Origin of the sequence: Paraburkholderia terrae (assembly GCF_002902925.1) — a bacterium.
Lineage (GTDB): Bacteria > Pseudomonadota > Gammaproteobacteria > Burkholderiales > Burkholderiaceae > Paraburkholderia > Paraburkholderia terrae.
In genome coordinates, this window is the sequence record NZ_CP026113.1 from 170,583 (window position 1) to 189,858 (window position 19,276).

Below are 19,276 nucleotides of genomic sequence, written 5' to 3' on the forward strand. Positions count from 1 at the left end.
CCGGGCAAGTTATGTCGGAGAGTAATGCCAATGATCGAAACAACGGGTTCGGACGCGATTGAGCAACAGGCAGCGCAGCGTCTTTCCCAAATCGCCTTGATCGATGCACATGCGCATGTGTTCGAGCGTGGCTTGCCGCTTGCCCGGCAGCGCCGATACGCGCCCGACTACGATGCGCCGCTCGATGTCTATCTCGAACAACTCGATACGCACAATGTGTCGCGCGGCGTGCTGGTGCAGCCCAGCTTTCTGGGCACGGATTGCGACTATCTGCTGGCCGCGTTGCGACGCGCGCCTGACCGGCTTCGCGGCGTCACGGTCGTCGAACCGGATTGCGGACTTGAAGCGCTAACGATGATGGCGCGGGCGGGTGTCGTCGGTGTTCGATTGAACCTCATCGGGCTTCCCGATCTCCCGATCGAATCGAGTCTGACACCGGAAACGCTCGCACATGTTCGTCAGCTTGGATTGCATGTCGAAGTCCACGCCGAAGCGGCGCGTCTTGAGCGTATCGTCCTGCCGCTGCTGGATAAAGGCCTGAATGTGGTCGTCGATCATTTCGGCAGGCCGGACCCTGCACTCGGCGTCGATGACGAGGGCTTTCGTCGACTCCTCGATCTGGCGAGCACAGGCCAGGTGTGGGTCAAGATATCGGCAGCCTATCGAAACTGGAGCTTCGCGGAGGGTGGGCACTCAACACCTCGCTTTGCACATGACGCTGTTCGGCTTCTGACTGAAGCATTCGGCGTGGATCGCCTGATGTGGGGGAGTGATTGGCCGCATACGCAGTTCGAGGCAACTCAGGATTTTGGACGCACGCTCGACGCCCTGCGGTCACTGCTGCCCAATGAGGCGGAGCGAAGGGTCGTTGCGTGTGCCACGTCGGCGAAGTTCTACCGGTTTGATGAACCGACGATATAGCCACGCGTTCGATCAGTGAGCGAGCAGTCCACGGCACTCCGTTTAGAAAGAGAAGGGGCGAAGGCCACCTTCAGCCCCGCCAACGTGAGCCTTCATTCGACGGCAGCACAAGCCGCATTCACTCTCGCCGGCCGCGCGATAATCGCGACAGTCAGCAACACCGCCGCCAGCTCACACGTTGCCGCCACCCACCCGAGGCTTCCCACACTGGCATGAGCCAACGTGAGCGCACCGAGCGCGGCGCCTATCGAGAACCCGATATACATGAACGAAGCATTAAGCGACAACACAATGGACGCAACCTTCACACCAGCAATATCGATCAGCCTTGCCTGCTGTGCCGGATAAAACGCCCAGTGCGCGACGCCCCACAGCGCGATAGCGGCGATCACCGGCACGAGTGCAGCGCCCGGCGACAAAAAGCGCGCGCTGATCGACAGTATGGCGAACGCGATGCCTGACAGCGCGATCGTGGGAACGATCACGGCCAGAGGTCCAAACCGGTCATTTGCTGTGCCACCCGACACGACGCCAATCGCAGCGGCGAGCCCCCACATGAACATCACCATGCCGACCTGTGCGCCGGCCAACCCTGTGATTTCAGCGAGAAACGGCGAGAGATAGGTATAGACCGTGTACGCGCCGGTGGCCCAGAGCGTTGTCGTGAGCAGCGTCGCGAGCACGACAGGTTTGCGCGCGATCGCGATGCGCTCGCGCAGCGTCGCGACCGGAATGCCGGCGCCGATATCGCGCGGCAGGCCGATGATCAACCCGGCCACCGCGAGTGCCGCCAGTCCCGCGACACCCGCGAAAGTCATGCGCCAGCCGAGTGCATGGCCAATGACGGCGCCAAGGGGAACGCCGAGCGCGATCGCAATCGTAATGCCGCCGTTCACCACCGCGATTGCGCGGCCGCGCCTTTCGGGCGGCACGATGACGCTCGCCAGCGCGTTCGCGCCCGGCACATAGAGACCGGCGGACAGCGCCAGCAAGACCCGGGCGCCCATCAAGGCCCAGAAGGATGGCGCTGCGAACGCGAGCAGATTGGAAAGCGCGAACGCGATCATGCTGGCGAGCAGCAACGTCCGCCGGTTCATGCTGCCGCTCAATGCCGTCAGGACGGGGGAACTGAGGCCGTAGGCGAGCGCGAATACTGTCACCAGCTGTCCTGCTGTTTCAATCGTCACCGACAGATCGGTCGCGAGTCCGGGTAGAAGCGGAGAAATCATGAAGCCTTCCGTTCCGATCGCGAAAGCGCCGAGCGCCAGCCAGTAAACGGGCGCAGGAAGGGAAGAAGTTGTGTAGGTGGGTGTCATGTGAGGCCTGGAATCGAGAGTCAAGCGTTGCTTGATTCTGGATCGGCCGACACTGGACATCAATGGACCGGCGTTCCGGACATATCGGACATGGATGTCCGCAATCCCGAAAGCCATTGAGCCGCTATTTACACTTGCCGACGAAAGGCACCCGCTGCCGGTTCGTCACGCTGCATAGACAGAAGCCAGCGCTGAAGTCAGTATGTTTCCCACAGGCGGAGTCTTGACGTCGATGTCGACCGCAAACTGCTCATGCGCGAGATCGATCATCGCGGTGAGTGCCGGCGTGACGATAGTGTCCTTGTTACGGATGAACACCGTCTTCACATGCGCGAACTGCGACGGAAGCGCGTGACAATGCACGGCATGCCGTGCGCCATGACTCTCCACCACCGATCGCGGCAACAACGTAATCCCCATTCCCGCCGCGACGCACGACATGATTCCATCCAGCGTGCCTAGCTCCATCACCTGGCCCGGAATGATGCCGGCGTGATAGAACCAGTTTTCGAGTGTCGAACGATAGAAGCAGCCCGTCCTGAACGCGAGCACCGTTTGCCCGGACATCTGCTTCGCGAGCGCAGCAAGCGACTCGAACTCGATGCCGCTCACGAGCACCAGCTCTTCTTCGAAGACTTCTTCCTGATGCAGCGACGAACTCTGATGAAAGCCGCCGACGAACGCACCATCCAGCCGATGACATTCGACCGCCTTGATCAACTCATTCGTCGTGCCCGTCATCAGCGACAGTTGAACCTGCGGAAACCGCACGTGATACTTCGCCAGCACTTTCGGCAAACGGATCGCGGCCGTCGTTTCCATCGACCCGAGGCGTAGCAGCCCGCGCGGCGACGCATTGTCCAGCAGTGCGTTGCGGCTTTCGTCCGTCAACTGAAGGATGCGTTGCGCGTAGCCCAGAAAAATCTGTCCCGCCGACGTGAGCACCACGCCGTTCTTCTGCCGGATGAACAACTGCTGGTTCAATTCCGCTTCGAGCTCCTTGATGCGCATCGTCACGTTCGACTGAACGTTGTGGATTTTTTCAGCCGCTGCCGTGAAGCTGCCGCAATCGGCCACCGCGCAAAACATTCTCAGATGCCTCAGTTCCATCGTGCGCCTCGCCGGATCACCTCGGATGATGAAGATTCAGGCTAGCACATCGAGCCTGATGATTGACTTGCACACGCGGACACAAACGCGCGCATCGTTGACGCGTTGGAAAAGCCACGGATTTCGGATCGACAGGTTTTCGCGGCGCCACGGAATTTCGTGCGCCGCAGGCGCGTCGAGCACGGATGAGCGAAACGCTGCACAATTCCTTGGCGAAGGGAGAATGTAATCGGCCTGATTCTTCACTGCCGCATGTCATGCGAACGTGGCCGAGACAGAAGCGCTCAGGAAACGTCATGATCTGGCTGGCCGACGCAGTGCTCGTGTTGCATGCGCTGATCGTCCTGTTTATCGTCGGCGGATTGATGGCGATCTGGGCGGGCGCAGCGTTGCAATACGCCTGGGTGCGCAATCGCGCTTTTCGCGTGCTGCATCTCGCGGCCATTGGCGTCGTCGCGATTCTCGCAGCGCTCGACGTGCCGTGCCCGCTCACCGTGCTCGAAGACCGGTTGCGCACGGGCGGCACGGTCGAGCAAGGTTTCGTCCAGCGTTGGGTGAGCCACTGGCTCTACTACGATTTCCCCGTCTGGATGTTCGCGGTTGCGTATGTCGTGTTTCTGCTGATCGTGGCAATCACATGGCGGTGCATTCCACCGCGCCGTTGAGAGCGGGCGCGCCGCACGCGATCATTCCCGCTGCGCTTCACCCGCGATCTGCGGCCGCACCTGAATCATCACCGACACGCACCCGAGCGCGAGTCCGACCGTACACACGCCGGGCCATTGCCAAACGCTCCACGCCCAGATGCCCAACGACGACCCGAGCGCGCCGCCCGCAAAGCGGATCGTCATGTAGAGCGTGTTGATGCGGCTCATCGCGTCGCTCTTGATGCTCATGTTGCGCGCCATGTTCGCGACATGCCCGCTCTGCAATCCCAGGTCGAGAACGATCACACCGGCGACGAGGCCTGCAATCGTGTTGCCCGTCGCCGCGAGAATCGCAAAGGCCACGACGAAGATGGCACCGCTAGCCAGCACGACGTGACGCGGGTTGCGCGTGTCGATCAGCCTGCCCGCGCCCGTCGATGCCGACGCGCCGACCACGCCGACCAGGCCGAACAGGCCCGCGACCTCGCTGCCGTAATGCGCGTCCATCGCGTGCAGATGAAACGCCAGCGTGGCCCAGAACGCGCTGAACGCGGCGAACTGAAGCGCGGCGATCGCCGAGGTCTGGCGAACCAGCGGTTCCTCGCGAATCAGCGTCCACAGCGAACCCATCAGCCGCCGATACGTGCCCGTGTACGTGGGCTGCGCGCTCGGCAGCATGCGCGACAGCACAGCCGCCGTGACGAGCATCGCCGCCGCCGCGACCCAATAGACGGCGCGCCAGCCGAAATGCTGCGCGATCGATCCCGAAATCGTGCGCGACACGAGGATGCCGCACAGCAAGCCGAACATCACGATGCCGACCGCCTGGCCGCGTTGCTGTGGCCCGGCAAGTTGTGCCGCGAACGGCGTGAGCAACTGCGGCGCGACACTGACGAGTCCCGTCAGGAAGCTGGCCGCGACGAGCCAGCTCAACGTCGGCGCCAGCGCGATCGCGGCGAGCGCCGCGCTGGCGATGCACAACAGCGTGCGCAGCAGCGAACGGCGTTCGAGCTTGTCGCCGAGCGGCACGAACAGCAGCAGTCCGAGCGCATAACCCGTTTGCGCGGCGACGGATACGGTTCCCGCCTGCCTTTCGCTGGTGTGAAACGCCAGCGCGAACTCGGCCAGCAACGGCTGGTTGTAGTAGTTGTTCGCGACCACGACACCCGCCGCGCCCGCCATGAGCCAGAAGATCGAACGTTTCATCTGTGTGTGTTCCCGTGGCTTAGCCGCAAGTCGATCAGGCGGCGTTATCGTCCCGTTCACAACGAATGTAGACTATTCCGGAAATTGCCGGTATCTATCTAAAACGGCAAGCAGCCTTGCCAAATCCGGAAGAGTCGAATCATGGACCGCTTTGAAGCAATGAGCGTCTACGTGAGGGTCGTGGACGCGGGAAGCCTGTCGGCCGCCGCGCGCGCGATTCCGATGTCGTTGACCTCGGTCAGCAGGCACATTTCGGCGCTCGAAGCGCAGTTCGGCGCGCAATTGCTTCGCCGCACCACGCGCAATCTCGCGATGACGGACGAAGGGCGCATTCTCTACGACCGCGCGAAGGCGATTCTCGGCGAAGTGGACGAGCTTGGCAGCGCGTTGTCGGCGGGTCGCGGGAAGTTGTCCGGACGGCTGCGGATCGCCGCGCCGAATCTGCTTGGCCGGCTCGCCGTCGCGCCGCTATTGCCGGGTTTTCTCGCGATCCATCCCGAGGTGGCCGTCGATCTGATGCTCGTCGACCGCGCCGTCAATCTGGTGGAAGAGGGGTTGCATGTCGCCGTGCGCGTCGGCCGGTTGCCGGATTCGAGTCTCGTTGCGCGCAAGCTCGATGACATCCAGATGGTGGTGTGCGCGGCGCCTTCGTATCTCGCGCAGCGCGGCACGCCCCGCAAGCTCGACGATTTGCGTAAGCACGATTGCCTCGTTTTCTCGGATGCGCCGGGACCGGTCGAGTGGCGCTTCCAGTCGGGCGCAACGCGCACGCGCATCGGCGTGACGGGCCGTCTGTGGATGAATAGCCTCGATGCGCTGGTGTCAGCGGCGATCGAGGGCGCGGGCATCGTGCGTGCGCCCGCGTGGCAGGTGGCGGCGCATATCGCGCGCGGCCGCTTGCAGCCCGTGCTCGACAAGTTTGCGCCGCCTGCAACGCCCGTGCATGTGGTGTTCGAGCGCGCGAAGCTGTCGTCGCCGAAGATCAGGACATTCGTCGACTATCTCGTCGATCAATGGGGCCGCGCGTAAATTGAGCCGGCGTGTGCCGGCCGCGTTCAGACGGTCATGGCGACTTCTGCGCGCAGAGTGCGCAGTGTCTCGTGCGCGTGTGCGAGCTGCGCGACGAGCGCCGCCGATGCTGCCGTGATCGGCATGCGTACTTCATCCGAGATACGGCCTTCGATCGACAGCATGGCCTTGATCGCCGACGGATTCGGCGCGGAGAACAGCAGCTTGAGCACGGGCTTGAGCCGCTCGAAGATCCGGCGTGCTGTCAAAGCGTCGCCTGCTTGCATGAGCGACTGAATCTCGATCAGCAGATCCGCGCAGACATGCGCGCTCGCGAGAATGCCGCCGTGCCCGCCCGACGCGAGGCAATCGACGAAAGCCTCGTCGGTGCCGCACAGCACGTTGATGGACAACTTGCCCAGCGCGTCGAACTTCTGCGCCACACATGCCTTGATCGCGACGATGTTCTCGTGTTCCGCGAGCCGCGCAACGGTTGCGGGTTCGATCGATACACCCGTGCGATGCGGCACGTCATAGAGCACGATGGGCCGTTCGGTTTCGCGCGCGATCTGTTCGAAATGCCACACGATGCCCGCCTGATCGGGACAGACATAGGCCGGCGACGAGACGAGAAAGCCCGCCACGTCCCATCGCTCGAAGCGCCTGATTTCGCGCACGAACTCGCGCGTGTCGAAGCCGCCGATGCCGACGAGCACCGGCAAGCGGCCATCGACGACGTCGCTGATCGCCTGCAAGACGGTCACCCGTTCGATATCGGAGAGCAGCGCGGCCTCGCCTGTCGTGCCGAGCGCGACGATGCCCGCGATGCCGGTGCGCGCGTAATGATCGGTCAGCGTTTGCAGCGCTTCGATATCGACTTCACCGGAACGAAATGGCGTGACGAGCGGAATCCAGATTCCCGAGTACATGTGTTCGCTCCTTCACCTGACGATGCGCGTGATGGTGCCGATGGTCGCTTCGGACATCGTCGCGATCAGTGTATGCAGCGTGAAATCCAGGTCTTCGGGAGCGATATTGAAATGCACGCGCACCTTGTCGTGCAGCATATGCGTGTGCGAAATGTAGACGCCGAGCGGCGAGTGGAGGAGCGTCGCGAGATGGTTGCGAAACGCGTCCGGCGAGGTGCCGGTGAGAAAGATTTCGAGTTGAACGCGCTGAGCGTGCAGAGGAATGACGTTGGAGCGGAGTTGCGTCGACGGGATATCCGGGACGAAGTCTTGCGGCGCGCGAAGTTGTGCGGAGCCCATGTTCTTGGTTGCCACCATTGGCAGTTGTCGAGATGAACCTAGCGTACTGCGAAGCGCGTAAACGTCGTGTAAAAAGCGCGTGCGTTTGTGCAAACGCGGGGGATCGACATAGCGCGTTTATTGCGTGGACCGTTGTCTTTACACCGATTTTAGAAGGGGCCCGATACGATCTTCGGGATTGGCGTCGCAGCGCCGCTGCGTGACGTCATGTCCTGGAGTTAACCATGTTCGAAATTGGAAAAGAATATTCTCGTGAAGACATTCATCAGGTGACGGGTGGCAGCAAGCACGCGTTTCTGCCCGTCAAGGGCGGCAAGGTTGTTGCCGCGCGATTGCGGCCTGATCTTAATCCGCATGCGCCTGAGGTGATTCTTTGCGACGGGAGCGCTTCTTCGCGCGCGGCGGGACGCACCTTGGCGCGGCAGACTGCGCCGGTTCCTGTTTTTGTGCGGACGTCGTCGGATCGGTTTCGGTATGTGGGGGAGTATGTTGTTGCGGAGTCGATGACGGCGCCATCCGATTATGCCGAGTACGTTAAGGATAGTAGTTTTACGCTTGCGCAGATTTCAAGGGTTATCAGGATGAGGAGGAGGTGAGGTTTTTGCCGTCCGGCGGGGTGGTTGTTCTGGCCTCTGCGTTTTGCCTTCTTGGCCCGGCGGTCTGGTTGTTCAGGCCTTTGCGCTGGCATCCGCGATTTGTTAGCGTGCTTCAAGCGTCGCCCCTGTGCGGGGCGGCACCTACTTTTCTTTGCCGCCGCAAAGAAAAGTAGGCAAAAGAAAGCGGCTAACACCGCCAGTTCTTGTATTTTCCTGAGGGCCCCCGAAGGTTCTTACGCTTCACACGGCAATCACGTGACCCATGTTCGTTGCCAGCGCTCTTGCGCTGCGCCTCACCCGCTTCACGCACCCGTGTTACGGCACACCGTGCCAGACTGTCCACCGCCGCCCAGGTGGCAAACTGTGTGTAGGCCGGTAGAGCCACACACGCCTCACTTCGGACCGATAGCACATGCGTTCCACCCTGTAAGAGCGCCGAGCTATACGCCGCGACAACCTACACACAGTTTGCCACCTGGGCGGCACACACCATTCGCTGCTGCTTGCCCGAGTACGGGTATTCGAAGCGGGTGAGGCGCTCATTCAAAGCGCTGGCAACGAATGCGAACAGAAATGCTGCCGTGTGAAGCGAAAGACCCTTTGGGGGCCCTCAGGCAAAAACTAGAACTGGCGGTGTTAGCCGCTTTCTTTTGCCTACTTTTCTTTGCGGCGGCAAAGAAAAGTAGGTGCCGCCCCGCACAGGGGCGACGCGTGAAGCACGCTAACGAATCGCGGATGCCAGCGAAAAGGCAAACACAAAGGCGACGCTTGAAGCGCGAAGGCATCGCGCGGATGCCAGCGAAAGCACGACCAAACCAAACCGGCCGCGCCACGAAGGCAAAACACAGATACCAGCGCAAGGGCTAGAACAACAAAACCGACCGCTAACGCCCGCACCGCCAAGGCCTAAACGCAAACGCAACGAACCTCAACCGCGTGCGCAAAAAACCCCGCCCCCCAACCCCCAACAAAAACTCTCAACGATTGACCATCTGCTTCGAATAAGAAAGCGCCAGCACACACCCCATAATCATGCAAACGGCGAACCCATAAAGCCCAGCGCTTTGCGAATGAAAAGTATCCCGCAACCATCCGATGAAATAGGTACTCCCAAACCCGCCAAGATTGGCGATAGAACACGCAAACGCAATCCCACCAGCAGCCGCCGACCCTTTCAAAAAAGTCGAAGGCAGAGACCACACCACCGGCATCGCGGCCGCCGCACCCGCGTTCACGAGCGAGAACAAAAGCACAGTAGTCAGCGTGCCATGCGACCCGCCCGCTGCCACTGCCAGCGCAACAGCGGCAACGGCAAAAGGCACCACGATATGCCAACGCCGCTCCCGCATCCGATCCGAACTCGCACCACACCACAGCGTGCCAATCACAGCGACAGCATTAGGCACAGCCATCAGCCAGCCAATCGTGTACGCGTCTTTGACGCCCGTATCCCGCAAGATCGAAGGCAACCAAAAGCTCACAGCATAAAGCCCGAGCAACACACACAGATCGATCAGCCCAAGCGCCCACACCTTCGGATCGACGAATGCCGCGCCGAGCGCATGGCTCTTGTTACCAGCAGGATCAGCGTCCAGATTCGCGCGCAACACGCGTTTCTCATTCGCGTCGAGCCAGTTCGCCGATTCGATGTTGTTCGGCAGCCAGCGCAAGATCGCGAAGCCGAGCACCACGGAAGGCAGCGCTTCGATCAGGAACAGCCATTGCCAACCGCCAAGACCGTGCGCGCCGTCGAAGAAGCGCATGATCCAGCCGGAAATCGGGCTGCCGATCATGCTCGACAGCGGCAAGCCGACCATGAATAGCGCAACGATCCGCGCGCGCCGCGCATCGGGATACCACTGCGTCAGATAAAGCAGCACGCCGGGCAGGAAGCCCGCTTCGGCGACGCCGAGCAGAAAACGCACGGTGTAGAACTGCACCGGCGTCTTCACGAACATCGTCGCGCCGGACAGGATGCCCCACGTAATCATGATGCGCGCAATCCACAGCTTCGCTCCCACGCGTTGCAGGATCAGGTTGCTCGGCACTTCGAACAGGATGTAGCCCGCAAAGAACAGGCCGGCGCCGAGACCGTAGATCGTGTCGCTGAACTTCAACGCGTCGAGCATCTGCAACTTCGCAAGCCCGATGTTGATGCGGTCGAGATAGGCCGCGAAATAACACAGACAGAAAATGGTGATCAGGCGGAACGTGACCTTGCGGTATAGCTCGCCGTGTTGGGTGGCGGCGGGAGAAAGAGCGGCGCTGCCGGATTGCACGGTGGACATGAGGACTCCCTGTTGGGATGGGTCGAATTGAAGTTTGCCGTCCGATGCATGCACACATCGAACGCTCACAGGCATCTGTATAGCATGTCAAAATATAAGCGTATACGCTCGAAATTACCCTGGTGTCCGGAAGATCTCCGGATTTTCGAAGATCCGTCGGAAAAGCGTGAATCGTTCATACATGACAAGGCATTTGCTGAAACGGACGGCGTATGAAAAATGCCGTAGGATGGTGCTGGTTTCGCACATGATTTGTGCGTATGCGCTCAAATATGAAGTGTCGTCGCTGGAACTGGGAAGTGCCTGGAACGCCTGCTGACAAGGCCTTCGCAATTCAGGTCGCCGCAAGCGCAGACATGCCGCACAGCGCACACAGGCCAGGAACACCCTACGAAAGACTCTTTCGCATGCGGCGCCACATCGAAGGCCATTCGTCGTACGGCTACTGATCTGGCGCAAAGACAATCGGGACTCGCATATCGCATGCCAAGGTTGAGGGTGTACACTGCATTGTTTCCAGCCATCCGGCCCGTCGCAGGCCGTACGTTCATGCCGTCTCACAAGGACTCTTACGACTTTCACGATCAGGTGGGCCATCTGCTGCGCCGCGCCTATCAGCGTCACGTGTCGATCTTTCAGGAAGCCATTCCCGATTCCGATCTCACGGCCGCACAATTCGTCACGCTTTGCGCAGTCAAGGAGACGCAGGGCTGCTCGCTCAACGACATCGTCAAGGCGACCGCGATCGATCAGGCCACCATTCGCGGCGTGGTCGAGCGTCTGAAGGCGCGCGCGCTGATCGAAGTTCTGCCCGACCCGAACGACGGCCGCAAGCTGCTGGTGCGCACCACACCCGCCGGCATCGCGCTGATCGAGCGCACGGTGCCGTTCGCGAAGCAGGTGACCGAGCGCACCTACGGCACGCTCAACGCGGGCGAACGCGTGGCCTTGCTGTTCCTGCTGCGCAAGATGATGGAGTCGGACGGCGAGTAAATGCGCGGGCGGCGCGTCAAATTTGCGGCGCGCGCAGCGCGTCGATCAGCACACCCGCTTCGCGCAGTCCCGCGCGGATCGTATCGGGCGTAAAGGGCGGCGCGCAGAAGCGCACCCCCGTCGCATCGTAAATCGCGTTCGCGAGCGCAGCCGGTCCCGGCACGGATGCCGATTCCCCCGCGCCCAGCGGCGGCTCGCCCTGGCGCGGCATCAGCACGACATCCACTGCGGGCAGTTCCGGAAAAGTCAGGATCGGATAACTGCCCCATTCGCGGCTGGCGACCTTGCCATGCGCGAAGCGCACGCGCTCTTTCAGCGAGCGGCTCAGTACCTGCACCACGTTGCCGTGTATCTGATGGCGCACGCCCTCGGGGTTGATCATCGTGCCCGTGTCCTGGCCGATGGTGATGCGCTCGACGCGGATTTCGCCCGTCACCCGGTCGACGACGAGTTCGGCCACCCACGCGGCCCAGGCGGCCCCGAAGCCCGGAAAGCGGCTATGCACATAGCGGGCGTACGCGATGCCTCTTCCACGCACGAAGCGCTCTGCGCCTTGCACAGGCGTATTGCGCGGCGTGCGCGCTTTCCAGCCAGCGCGCTTCGCGACTGCTTCGAGCAGTTCGGCGGCGCGTGAATCGTCGAGATGGCGCAAGCGGAATTCGAGCGGGTCCACGCCTGTCAGCGCCGCCAGCTCGTCGGCGAACGAATCGTGCGCGAATGAATTTGGCAGCGCCGACACGCCGCGCAGCCACGCGGATCGCACGATCGGCGCAAGATCCTCACAGACGAAGCGGCGATTCGCGCTCACATACGGCGAGACGGCCGTCCGGTCACCCATTTCGAAGATGCGCGGCTCGCTGGCGACGACGCGTGTCAGCAGCGACGCGAGCATCGGCGCATCGTTCGACGGATAACGCGTGACGAAATCGTAGCCCGTCATGCGGCCATCGTGCGTCACGCTGCCCGTGACGTTCACGACCTGCCCCGTCCCCTTCGGCTCCCACGCATGCTCGTCGGCGCGCGAAAGCTGCACGCGCACCGGCTGGCCGACCGCGCGCGACAGCAGCAGCGTGTCGCCGCATACGTCGTCGGCGCAATTGCGGCCGTAGCAGCCCGCGGCTTCCATCCGCACGATATCGATATCGGTTTCGTCGCGGCCCACGAGCGTCGCGAGGTCATAGCGCAGCGAGACGGGGTTCTGCGTGCCGGACCAGACGGTGATGCGGCCCGCGCCCAGATCGCGATAATCGGCGAGCGCGCACGATGGCCCGATCGAGCCATGCATCTGATACGGCCACACGTAGGTGCGTGAAATCGTCAGCGTGTCGGGCGCGTGTCGCGCGGCTTCGACGTCGCCGTCCTCGAGCAGCGGGCGCCGTGTGGCCGGTGCGGCCGCAATCGCGGCGGCGGGATCGTCGAGCGAGGGCAGATCGGGCAGGGGTTTCCATGTCACGCGTAGTTCGCGTGCGGCGCGTATCGCTTGTTCCTCGCGCTCGCAAACCACGCCGATGAAATCGCCCAGCACGACGACGGCACGCAAGCCCGGCACGTGCGCAACCGATTCGCGGTCCACGCTATCGAGCAGGCCGCCGACGAACGCGCCACTATCGAGACCCGCATACGGTGGCCGCACGACGCGCCCATGCAGCATGCCCGGCACGCGCATGTCATGCACGAACGTGAGCATGCCCGTCGCCTTGGCGGGTATGTCCACACGCGGCGCAGACTTGCCGATCACGCGATAAGTCGACGGGTCTTTCACGCGCGCCTTCAGGTCGAGATCGAGCGCGATGCGTTTGCACGCGATGAGGTCGGCGAAGCTCACGCGGCGCGCATCGGGTGTGGCAGCGACAAAGACTTCGGCGTTGTCGGTGGCGAGCGCTTCGATCTGCGTGCCGAAGTATTCCGCCGCGAGTTGCAGTAATGCACGACGTGCCTGCGCGGCGGCGCAACGCAGCGGCGTCGCGGAAATCTGGATCGACGCGCTCGCGATGGTCGGCCCCTGGTTCGGCGTGACGGCCGTGTGTCCGAGCTGCATCGCGACACGCGCGGCGGGCACGTCGAGTTCTTCCGCGACGATCTGCGCAAGCGACGTGCGTATACCGGTGCCGAGATCGACGTGACCGTTGAACGCGAGAATGCGTCCGTCGTCGAGTATCGCGACGAACACTTCCGCCGCCTCGGGCACGAACGACGAGAGGCTGCCGGGTTGGCCGGGCGCGGGCTTGACGGGTTGTGCGGGTTGTCGCACGACGGTGAGGCAACCTTCGCGCGCAAGCAATTCGGAGCGGTTCACGGCAGAGAGTTCCAGTGAGGACGGTGCGTCCGTCCCGATCGCGTTCACGCTGAACAAGCAAACTAAGCGGCCAAATTCCCTACGTCAAATCGCGCGCGGACTCAGCGGCGCGCCGCTTCGATCTCGGCGATAGCCTGCACGAGCGGCATCACGGCCGCGTACTTCTGCTGCATGTCGAACAGGTTCGCGTTGTGCGGCTCGATCGCGCGGTCGCCGACGCAATCGGACAGCACCAGCGGCCGGAAGCCATACGACATCGCATCGACCACGCTCGCGCGCACGCAGCCACTCGTGACGGCGCCCGCGACCAGCAGCGTCTGCACTGCGCGCTGCGTGAGCCACGGCGCGAGCTGCGTGCCGAAGAACGCGGACGGCACCGTTTTGCGCACCACGAGTTCGCCCTGCACGGGCGTCAGCTCGGGCACGATCGCGCTGTTCGGATGATCTTCGGTGAGCGTCGCCATGCCGGGCACTTTCAGCGAGAACACGTTGTCGTCGCTGCCGTCGTCCGCGTAGACGATGCGGCTGTGCGCGACAGGCCAGCCGTTGCGGCGCGCGAGCGCGAGCGCATCCTGCGTGCGCGCGATAGCGGGCTGGATGTTGCCGCCGCCAAAGGTGTTGGGGTCCGCAAAGCCGACCACGAAGTCGATGATCAAAAGGCCGATGTTGCCATGCACAGGCAACGGTGTGCCGAAGCCCTGTTGCCGGTAGACATTGGCTTCGGCGTGTTGCGAGAGATCAGTCATGATGAGTGTCCGGTGTCGAGGTTGCGCTCATGCGCTCGTGCTTTTATGCGACCACGCGGCCGTCGCGCACGACGACTTCATCGTCGAGCTTCACGGTGCAGCCGCGCAGCGGAATGTCGATATGACACGTCGTGGTGCGGCTGCCGCCGCCTTCGTTGTTCGGTCCGAGCGAAAACAGGAAGTTGCCTTCGAACGCACGCGCGTCCATACCGATGGTAGCCTCGCGGTCGTAGAGCCCAAGCGTCGACCAGCGAGCGCGCGGCTGCAAACCCCAGCCGATGTGGGAGATCGCATAGCCTTCCGGGTCGTTGAAGGTTTCCATGTAGTCGCGCAGCAAGGCCGCATCGACGCCGCCTTCGATCTTCGTCGCATAGCCGCCTTCCACCGTCAGCACGATGGGTTCGTTCACGTAGCGCTTTTGCGGCAGCAGGATGTCGCCGCGATCGATCACGATCGTGCCGTGCGCGGTGCGGTCGTTCGGGAACGTGAGCGCGAAGCCGCTCGGCCAATGGTCCCAGCGGCCCGGCTCATCGACGAAGCCGTATTCGGCAATCGGCCCGAACTCGCCCATCGGACACACGAGCGCCGTGCCCGCCGGCGACGACACGCGCATCTCGCGCGCGGCGCCGATCTTCTTCGTCGCGGCGTGTACGCGCTCGCGGTCCGCGACGGTCGGCACGAGACGCACGAGCACTTCGGGCGGCTCGACCGCGAGCAGGATTTTCGTGCCCGACTTCAGGATGTCGTGCTGTTCGGGTGAGAACAGCAGCGTCATCAGATCCAGCACGAGATCGCTTTCCTTGAGCGCCGCGATGGCCGCGCGGTTGCCAGTGAGCGGCGTGGTGCCGAGATACGCGAGCGAATCGCGGCTGAAGGCCTTCTCGCCGTTCACGGGCGGTAAGTCGAGCCGGTTGACGATCGCGCCCATCGACTGCGTGGCGATCAACGCGCACGCGAGCGTCTGCGGATGCGTGGCGGCGCTCGTCAGGATCGTCACCGTCTGGCCCGCTTCGAGACGCGAGAGCGTGAGCACTTCCTTCCACGCTTCGATCAGTTGATAGTCGCTGATGGACATCGTGTGTTCTCCAATGAATGCGTCAGATCGTGGCCGCTGCGGCAGCTTTTTGCGTCAACGCGGCGCCGAGGAACAGGCCGAGCGCCTCATAGAAACCCGCTGCGTTGTCCCACGGAATCATGTGGCCGGCATCGGGGACGCGAACGTGCTGCATCGCGGGCGTTGCGCGCTGCAGTTCGGCGACGTCTTCGTCGCGCACCACGTCGCCGCGTTCGGCCGTGATGAGCAGCGAGGGCACGTTCAGTTGCGCGGCGTCGGCGTGGAAGTCGTCGGTATGAAAACCTTCATACGATGCGAGCACGGCGCGCTCGTCGCACGTATGCAGCCACTCGGCGCGCAGACGCAGTTCTTCGTCGGTCCACGTGGGACAGAACGCGCGCATGCCTTCGGCGTCCGTGCCTTCGCGCGCGAGCGCCATCGAATCGACGTACCACGGCAGCTTGCCCGGATACGTGCGGCGGCCCGGCCCGGAGACGGGCGGGTCGACGAGCACCACGCTTTCTAGTCCGTGCGGCGCACGCAATGCGGCGCGTGCGGCGATGCGCGCGCCCATCGAATGTCCGACGAGCGCGAAACGTTCGAGACCGAGCGCGGCCGCCAGCGCGACGACATCGTCGGCCTGCGCGTCGAGGCTGTAGTCGAGCGCCGCCGATGCTTCCGACAGGCCGCGTCCACGCACATCGATCACATACGTGTCGAAGCCCGCGCCGAACACTTCACCGACGAAGCCCCACGTCACGGCAGGACTCGTGATGCCCGGAATCACGATGACGGCAGCGCGCGCGCCACGCTCGCCGTTTGTGCCGCCATAGCGCAGAAAGTGCTGGCGGATGCCGTTGGCGGCGACGTTCGCGCCGTAAAGAAAAGTGCTGGACATATGACGCTCCGATGAATGGCGTTGACGGGGACTCAATACGCGCCCGAAAGCAGCGCGCCCGCTCCGGGGACGATCGGCTCGAGATCCAGTTCACGCAGCATCGCGTAAGTCGTGGCGATGGCGGCCGTGATCACGGGCTTGCCCGTCATCGCCTCGACCTTCGCGACGGCGGGCAGCGACGGCATCTGCACGCATGCTGACAGCACGATGGCATCGGCGTCCGCGTAGTTCAGCGTCTTGACGATTTCGGGCAGGCGCGCGGGATCATGACGGCCGACTTCGAGGTTGTCGGGAATTTCGAGCGCGCGATAGTCGAGCACTTCGTAACCTTCGTTGCGGATGTAATCGACCACCAGTTCCGTCAGCGGCTTCATGTACGGCGCGACCACGACGATGCGCTTTGCGCCGATCACCTTGAGCGCGTCGACGAGCGCGCCCGCGCTGGTCAGCACGGGCGCGGCCGCGCCGTTTTCCGCCGTGTGTTTCGTCAGACGCGCCTGCGACACGCGGTGATAGCCGTGTCCCATCGCCATGATCGCGACGAGGCACGCATAACCGAGCACGTCGACGCGCGCATCCGAAAGCTCGATCGCGCAGCGGTCCGATTCGGCGTCCATCGCGGCAAGCTCTTCCTTCACGACCTTCTTCATGCGCATACGGCTCGAATGAAACGTGAAGCGCTCCGGGCGGATCGCTTCGCGCAGACGCAGCATCGCCGGAATTTCCGTTTCCATCGTGGTGTTCGAGCTCGGCACGATCTGGCCGATCCGATAGGTCTTGCTCATGACGCTCACTCCATTCCAGTTGGGCGGCGACGAGGCCTGCCGTTGCGGGCGTCGTCGGAGATTTGAGCAAAGTCTAGCGTGTACATTTTAAATGCACAACCAGGAGAAATAATTTCGCCCGGCGTACGGCGTCATATATAGGTGCATGTGTGCGGAATGACGTAGGTGGTTAACCGGAAAACATTGTGCTTGCCGATTTATTTTCGAATGTGTACGCTACATTCCAATCCGATGACATTCGACTCAACCCGGCCCGTCGGCGCAAAGCACGGCATTTCGCAGCGCGGCGCGGGCGCACCACCTGGAGAACCCATGAGCAAACCCCGTATCGCCATCATCGGCGCCGGCCTCGGCGGCGTGGCCGCCGCCGCCCTCTTGCAGCGCGCCGGTCACGACGTGCGTCTCTACGAGCAGGCGCCCGCGTTCTCGCGCCTTGGCGCGGGCATTCATCTCGGCCCGAACGTGATGAAGATCATGCGGCGCATCGGTTGCGAAGACGCGCTCAACGTGATGGGTTCGCATCCCGACTACTGGTACAGCCGCGACTGGAAGACGGCCGAGGCAATTGCGCAGATTCCGCTGGGCGACTACGCGTTGAAGACGTACGGCGCGAGCTATCTCACGGTGCATCGCGGCGACTTTCATGCGCTGATGACGGAAGCCGTCACGCCCGGCACGATTACATTCGGCAAGTGCCTGCAATCGGTCGAAGACACGGGCAGCGACGTGCGCCTCACGTTCGCGGACGGCAGCGTGGAAGTAGCGGACCTCGTGATCGGCGCAGACGGCGTGAACTCGAAAATCCGCGAGCATCTGCTCGGCGCTGAGCCGCCGCGCTATACGGGCTATGTCGCGCATCGCGCGGTGTTTCCGGCGTCGCTGCTCGGCAACCGTCCGTACGACATGTGTGTGAAGTGGTGGTCGGAAGACCGTCACATGATGGTCTACTACGTGACCGAAAAGCGCGACGAGTATTACTACGTGACAGGCGTGCCGCAAGCCGAATGGCCTGCGGGCGTGTCGATGATGGACAGCAGCCGCGACGAAATGCGCGAGGCGTTCGAAGGTTTCCATCCCGATGTGCAGAACCTGATCGACGTGTCGCCGTCCATCACCAAGTGGCCGCTGCTCGAACGCGATCCGTTGCCGCTGTGGAGCCGTGGCCGCCTCGTGCTGCTCGGCGATGCCTGTCACCCGATGAAGCCGCACATGGCGCAAGGCGCGGCGATGGCGATCGAAGACGCGGCCATGCTGGCGCGCTGCCTCGACGAAACGGGCGCGACCGACTACGCGGGCGCGTTCGCGCTGTATGAGGCTAATCGCGCGGCGCGGGCTTCGAAGGTGCAACTGGTGTCGCACAACAACACGTGGCTGCGCACGAACGAAGACCCGGCATGGGTGTTCGCGTACGACGTCTTCAACGTGCCGCTCGTGTCGCCGCAATCGGCCGCCGCGAAGGAAGCCGCCACCGCGTAAAGCCGCTGCGGGCGGAATTTCGGCGGGTTATAAGGTGCGGTGCGGCGTGTCGCGCGCGTGTTATCGCGCAGCGCGCGCCGCCCGGGCTGCGGACGGCTGCAAGGCGAACTGCAACAGCGGCGTCGCGCAGCCCTGGCACATCCTTAACGAGTCAGTCCATGTTGCATTCCGCTTCCCATGTGCAGCCGCTCACGCTGAAGGTGAACGGCGAGACGCGCACCATCGAAGGCGCGACGCCCGACACGCCGCTCCTCTACATCCTGCGCAACGACTGCGAGCTGAACGGTCCGAAGTACGGCTGCGGCCTTGGCCAGTGCGGCGCGTGTACGGTGCTCGTCGATGGTCAGCCCGCGCGTTCGTGTGTCGTGCCCGTCGCGGCGGCGCACGCGCGCGAAGTGACGACGCTCGAAGGACTCGGCACGCCCGACGCGCTGCATCCCGTGCAACGCGCGTTCATCGACGAACAGGCGGCGCAATGCGGATACTGTCTGAACGGCATGATCATGAGCACGGCGGCGCTGCTTGCAGGCAATCCATCGCCGGACGACGACGCGATTCGCGACGCGCTGCGCTTCAATCTGTGCCGTTGCGGCACGCACCTCGAGATCGTGCGGGCCGTGAAGCGCGCGGCGCTGTATTTGCAGCAGCAACATGGGCAATGAGGCCGC

Annotated in this window: 18 protein-coding genes; 7 read left to right on the plus strand and 11 right to left on the minus strand. The window is 63.1% G+C overall.

The genetic code is table 11. The annotated features are described in order from the left end of the window. Nucleotides 1–30 precede the first annotated feature (30 nt). Nucleotides 31–921 carry an amidohydrolase family protein gene (locus C2L65_RS30520; RefSeq protein WP_042309407.1) on the plus strand — a complete coding sequence of 297 codons (891 nt, stop codon included), beginning with the start codon at nucleotides 31–33 and terminating at the stop codon, nucleotides 919–921. Between the two features lie 92 nt (nucleotides 922–1,013). Here C2L65_RS30520 and C2L65_RS30525 read toward each other — a convergent pair whose 3' ends face one another. Both C2L65_RS30525 and C2L65_RS30530 read right to left on the minus strand, forming a co-directional pair. Continuing rightward, complete coding sequence (locus tag C2L65_RS30525; protein ID WP_042309406.1) at nucleotides 1,014–2,237, minus strand: MFS transporter; 1,224 nt, start codon at nucleotides 2,235–2,237, stop codon at nucleotides 1,014–1,016. A 165-nt stretch (nucleotides 2,238–2,402) separates the two neighbouring features. Then, nucleotides 2,403–3,347, minus strand: a complete 945-nt coding sequence (locus C2L65_RS30530; RefSeq protein WP_042309405.1) for a LysR family transcriptional regulator — start codon at nucleotides 3,345–3,347, stop codon at nucleotides 2,403–2,405. 296 nt (nucleotides 3,348–3,643) lie between these two features. Here C2L65_RS30530 and C2L65_RS30535 point away from each other — a divergent pair, with 296 nt between their 5' ends. After that, nucleotides 3,644–4,012: a DUF2784 domain-containing protein gene (locus C2L65_RS30535; RefSeq protein ID WP_042309571.1), complete on the plus strand. Its 369-nt coding sequence runs from the start codon at nucleotides 3,644–3,646 to the stop codon at nucleotides 4,010–4,012. Between the two features lie 21 nt (nucleotides 4,013–4,033). On the opposite strand, the gene C2L65_RS30540 is transcribed toward C2L65_RS30535, so the two are convergent. Then, complete coding sequence (locus C2L65_RS30540; RefSeq protein WP_042309403.1) at nucleotides 4,034–5,200, minus strand: MFS transporter; 1,167 nt, start codon at nucleotides 5,198–5,200, stop codon at nucleotides 4,034–4,036. 141 nt (nucleotides 5,201–5,341) lie between these two features. Between C2L65_RS30540 and C2L65_RS30545 the strand changes: the two genes are divergently transcribed. Beyond that, nucleotides 5,342–6,229, plus strand: a complete 888-nt coding sequence (locus tag C2L65_RS30545) for a LysR family transcriptional regulator (protein WP_042309401.1) — start codon at nucleotides 5,342–5,344, stop codon at nucleotides 6,227–6,229. Between the two features lie 26 nt (nucleotides 6,230–6,255). Here the strand turns inward: C2L65_RS30545 and dapA are convergent, their stop codons facing one another. Both dapA and C2L65_RS30555 read right to left on the minus strand, forming a co-directional pair. Continuing rightward, nucleotides 6,256–7,137, minus strand: coding sequence for a 4-hydroxy-tetrahydrodipicolinate synthase (gene dapA, locus C2L65_RS30550; RefSeq protein WP_042309398.1), 882 nt, complete (start codon nucleotides 7,135–7,137; stop codon nucleotides 6,256–6,258). A 12-nt stretch (nucleotides 7,138–7,149) separates the two neighbouring features. Next, nucleotides 7,150–7,494 carry a hypothetical protein gene (locus C2L65_RS30555; protein WP_233446680.1) on the minus strand — a complete coding sequence of 115 codons (345 nt, stop codon included), beginning with the start codon at nucleotides 7,492–7,494 and terminating at the stop codon, nucleotides 7,150–7,152. Between the two features lie 206 nt (nucleotides 7,495–7,700). On the opposite strand from C2L65_RS30555, the gene C2L65_RS30560 reads away from it, so the two are divergent. Further along, nucleotides 7,701–8,072 (plus strand): DUF6697 family protein, encoded by a 372-nt coding sequence (locus C2L65_RS30560; protein WP_081921054.1) that lies wholly within the window; start codon nucleotides 7,701–7,703, stop codon nucleotides 8,070–8,072. Between the two features lie 977 nt (nucleotides 8,073–9,049). Here the strand turns inward: C2L65_RS30560 and C2L65_RS30565 are convergent. After that, nucleotides 9,050–10,360 (minus strand): MFS transporter, encoded by a 1,311-nt coding sequence (locus tag C2L65_RS30565; RefSeq protein ID WP_042306566.1) that lies wholly within the window; start codon nucleotides 10,358–10,360, stop codon nucleotides 9,050–9,052. A gap of 549 nt (nucleotides 10,361–10,909) precedes the next feature. Between C2L65_RS30565 and C2L65_RS30570 the strand changes: the two genes are divergently transcribed. Next, nucleotides 10,910–11,353, plus strand: a complete 444-nt coding sequence (locus tag C2L65_RS30570) for a MarR family winged helix-turn-helix transcriptional regulator (RefSeq protein WP_042306567.1) — start codon at nucleotides 10,910–10,912, stop codon at nucleotides 11,351–11,353. Between the two features lie 16 nt (nucleotides 11,354–11,369). Here C2L65_RS30570 and C2L65_RS30575 read toward each other — a convergent pair whose 3' ends face one another. From C2L65_RS30575 to C2L65_RS30595, 5 genes are all read right to left on the minus strand, one after another. Next, on the minus strand, nucleotides 11,370–13,649 hold the full coding sequence (locus C2L65_RS30575; RefSeq protein ID WP_042306764.1) for a xanthine dehydrogenase family protein molybdopterin-binding subunit: 2,280 nt from the start codon (nucleotides 13,647–13,649) through the stop codon (nucleotides 11,370–11,372). Nucleotides 13,650–13,750: 101 nt separating this feature from the next. After that, entirely contained in the window at nucleotides 13,751–14,395 is a 645-nt protein-coding gene (locus tag C2L65_RS30580; RefSeq protein ID WP_042306568.1) for an isochorismatase family protein, read from the minus strand. A 43-nt stretch (nucleotides 14,396–14,438) separates the two neighbouring features. Beyond that, complete coding sequence (locus C2L65_RS30585; RefSeq protein WP_042306569.1) at nucleotides 14,439–15,470, minus strand: 2,5-dihydroxypyridine 5,6-dioxygenase NicX family protein; 1,032 nt, start codon at nucleotides 15,468–15,470, stop codon at nucleotides 14,439–14,441. A gap of 22 nt (nucleotides 15,471–15,492) precedes the next feature. After that, nucleotides 15,493–16,347, minus strand: coding sequence for an alpha/beta fold hydrolase (locus C2L65_RS30590; protein ID WP_042306570.1), 855 nt, complete (start codon nucleotides 16,345–16,347; stop codon nucleotides 15,493–15,495). A gap of 32 nt (nucleotides 16,348–16,379) precedes the next feature. Continuing rightward, nucleotides 16,380–17,132 (minus strand): maleate cis-trans isomerase family protein, encoded by a 753-nt coding sequence (locus C2L65_RS30595; RefSeq protein WP_042306571.1) that lies wholly within the window; start codon nucleotides 17,130–17,132, stop codon nucleotides 16,380–16,382. 312 nt (nucleotides 17,133–17,444) lie between these two features. On the opposite strand from C2L65_RS30595, the gene C2L65_RS30600 reads away from it, so the two are divergent. Together C2L65_RS30600 and C2L65_RS30605 are read left to right on the plus strand one after the other, a co-directional pair. Next, nucleotides 17,445–18,608 (plus strand): FAD-dependent monooxygenase, encoded by a 1,164-nt coding sequence (locus C2L65_RS30600; RefSeq protein ID WP_042306766.1) that lies wholly within the window; start codon nucleotides 17,445–17,447, stop codon nucleotides 18,606–18,608. Nucleotides 18,609–18,766: 158 nt separating this feature from the next. Further along, a complete protein-coding gene (locus C2L65_RS30605) occupies nucleotides 18,767–19,270 on the plus strand; it encodes a (2Fe-2S)-binding protein (protein WP_042306572.1) in 504 nt (167 codons plus the stop codon). Nucleotides 19,271–19,276: the final 6 nt, after the last annotated feature.

What these genes read in the sequence shown, in the direction of transcription:
- C2L65_RS30520 (WP_042309407.1), top strand. Translation starts at nt 31, where the DNA reads ATGATCGAAACAACGGGTTCGGACGCGATTGAGCAACAGGCAGCGCAG.
- C2L65_RS30525 (WP_042309406.1), bottom strand. Translation starts at nt 2,237, where the DNA reads ATGACACCCACCTACACAACTTCTTCCCTTCCTGCGCCCGTTTACTGG.
- C2L65_RS30530 (WP_042309405.1), bottom strand. Translation starts at nt 3,347, where the DNA reads ATGGAACTGAGGCATCTGAGAATGTTTTGCGCGGTGGCCGATTGCGGC.
- C2L65_RS30535 (WP_042309571.1), top strand. Translation starts at nt 3,644, where the DNA reads ATGATCTGGCTGGCCGACGCAGTGCTCGTGTTGCATGCGCTGATCGTC.
- C2L65_RS30540 (WP_042309403.1), bottom strand. Translation starts at nt 5,200, where the DNA reads ATGAAACGTTCGATCTTCTGGCTCATGGCGGGCGCGGCGGGTGTCGTG.
- C2L65_RS30545 (WP_042309401.1), top strand. Translation starts at nt 5,342, where the DNA reads ATGGACCGCTTTGAAGCAATGAGCGTCTACGTGAGGGTCGTGGACGCG.
- dapA (WP_042309398.1), bottom strand. Translation starts at nt 7,137, where the DNA reads ATGTACTCGGGAATCTGGATTCCGCTCGTCACGCCATTTCGTTCCGGT.
- C2L65_RS30555 (WP_233446680.1), bottom strand. Translation starts at nt 7,494, where the DNA reads ATGGTGGCAACCAAGAACATGGGCTCCGCACAACTTCGCGCGCCGCAA.
- C2L65_RS30560 (WP_081921054.1), top strand. Translation starts at nt 7,701, where the DNA reads ATGTTCGAAATTGGAAAAGAATATTCTCGTGAAGACATTCATCAGGTG.
- C2L65_RS30565 (WP_042306566.1), bottom strand. Translation starts at nt 10,360, where the DNA reads ATGTCCACCGTGCAATCCGGCAGCGCCGCTCTTTCTCCCGCCGCCACC.
- C2L65_RS30570 (WP_042306567.1), top strand. Translation starts at nt 10,910, where the DNA reads ATGCCGTCTCACAAGGACTCTTACGACTTTCACGATCAGGTGGGCCAT.
- C2L65_RS30580 (WP_042306568.1), bottom strand. Translation starts at nt 14,395, where the DNA reads ATGACTGATCTCTCGCAACACGCCGAAGCCAATGTCTACCGGCAACAG.
- C2L65_RS30585 (WP_042306569.1), bottom strand. Translation starts at nt 15,470, where the DNA reads ATGTCCATCAGCGACTATCAACTGATCGAAGCGTGGAAGGAAGTGCTC.
- C2L65_RS30590 (WP_042306570.1), bottom strand. Translation starts at nt 16,347, where the DNA reads ATGTCCAGCACTTTTCTTTACGGCGCGAACGTCGCCGCCAACGGCATC.
- C2L65_RS30595 (WP_042306571.1), bottom strand. Translation starts at nt 17,132, where the DNA reads ATGAGCAAGACCTATCGGATCGGCCAGATCGTGCCGAGCTCGAACACC.
- C2L65_RS30600 (WP_042306766.1), top strand. Translation starts at nt 17,445, where the DNA reads ATGAGCAAACCCCGTATCGCCATCATCGGCGCCGGCCTCGGCGGCGTG.
- C2L65_RS30605 (WP_042306572.1), top strand. Translation starts at nt 18,767, where the DNA reads ATGTTGCATTCCGCTTCCCATGTGCAGCCGCTCACGCTGAAGGTGAAC.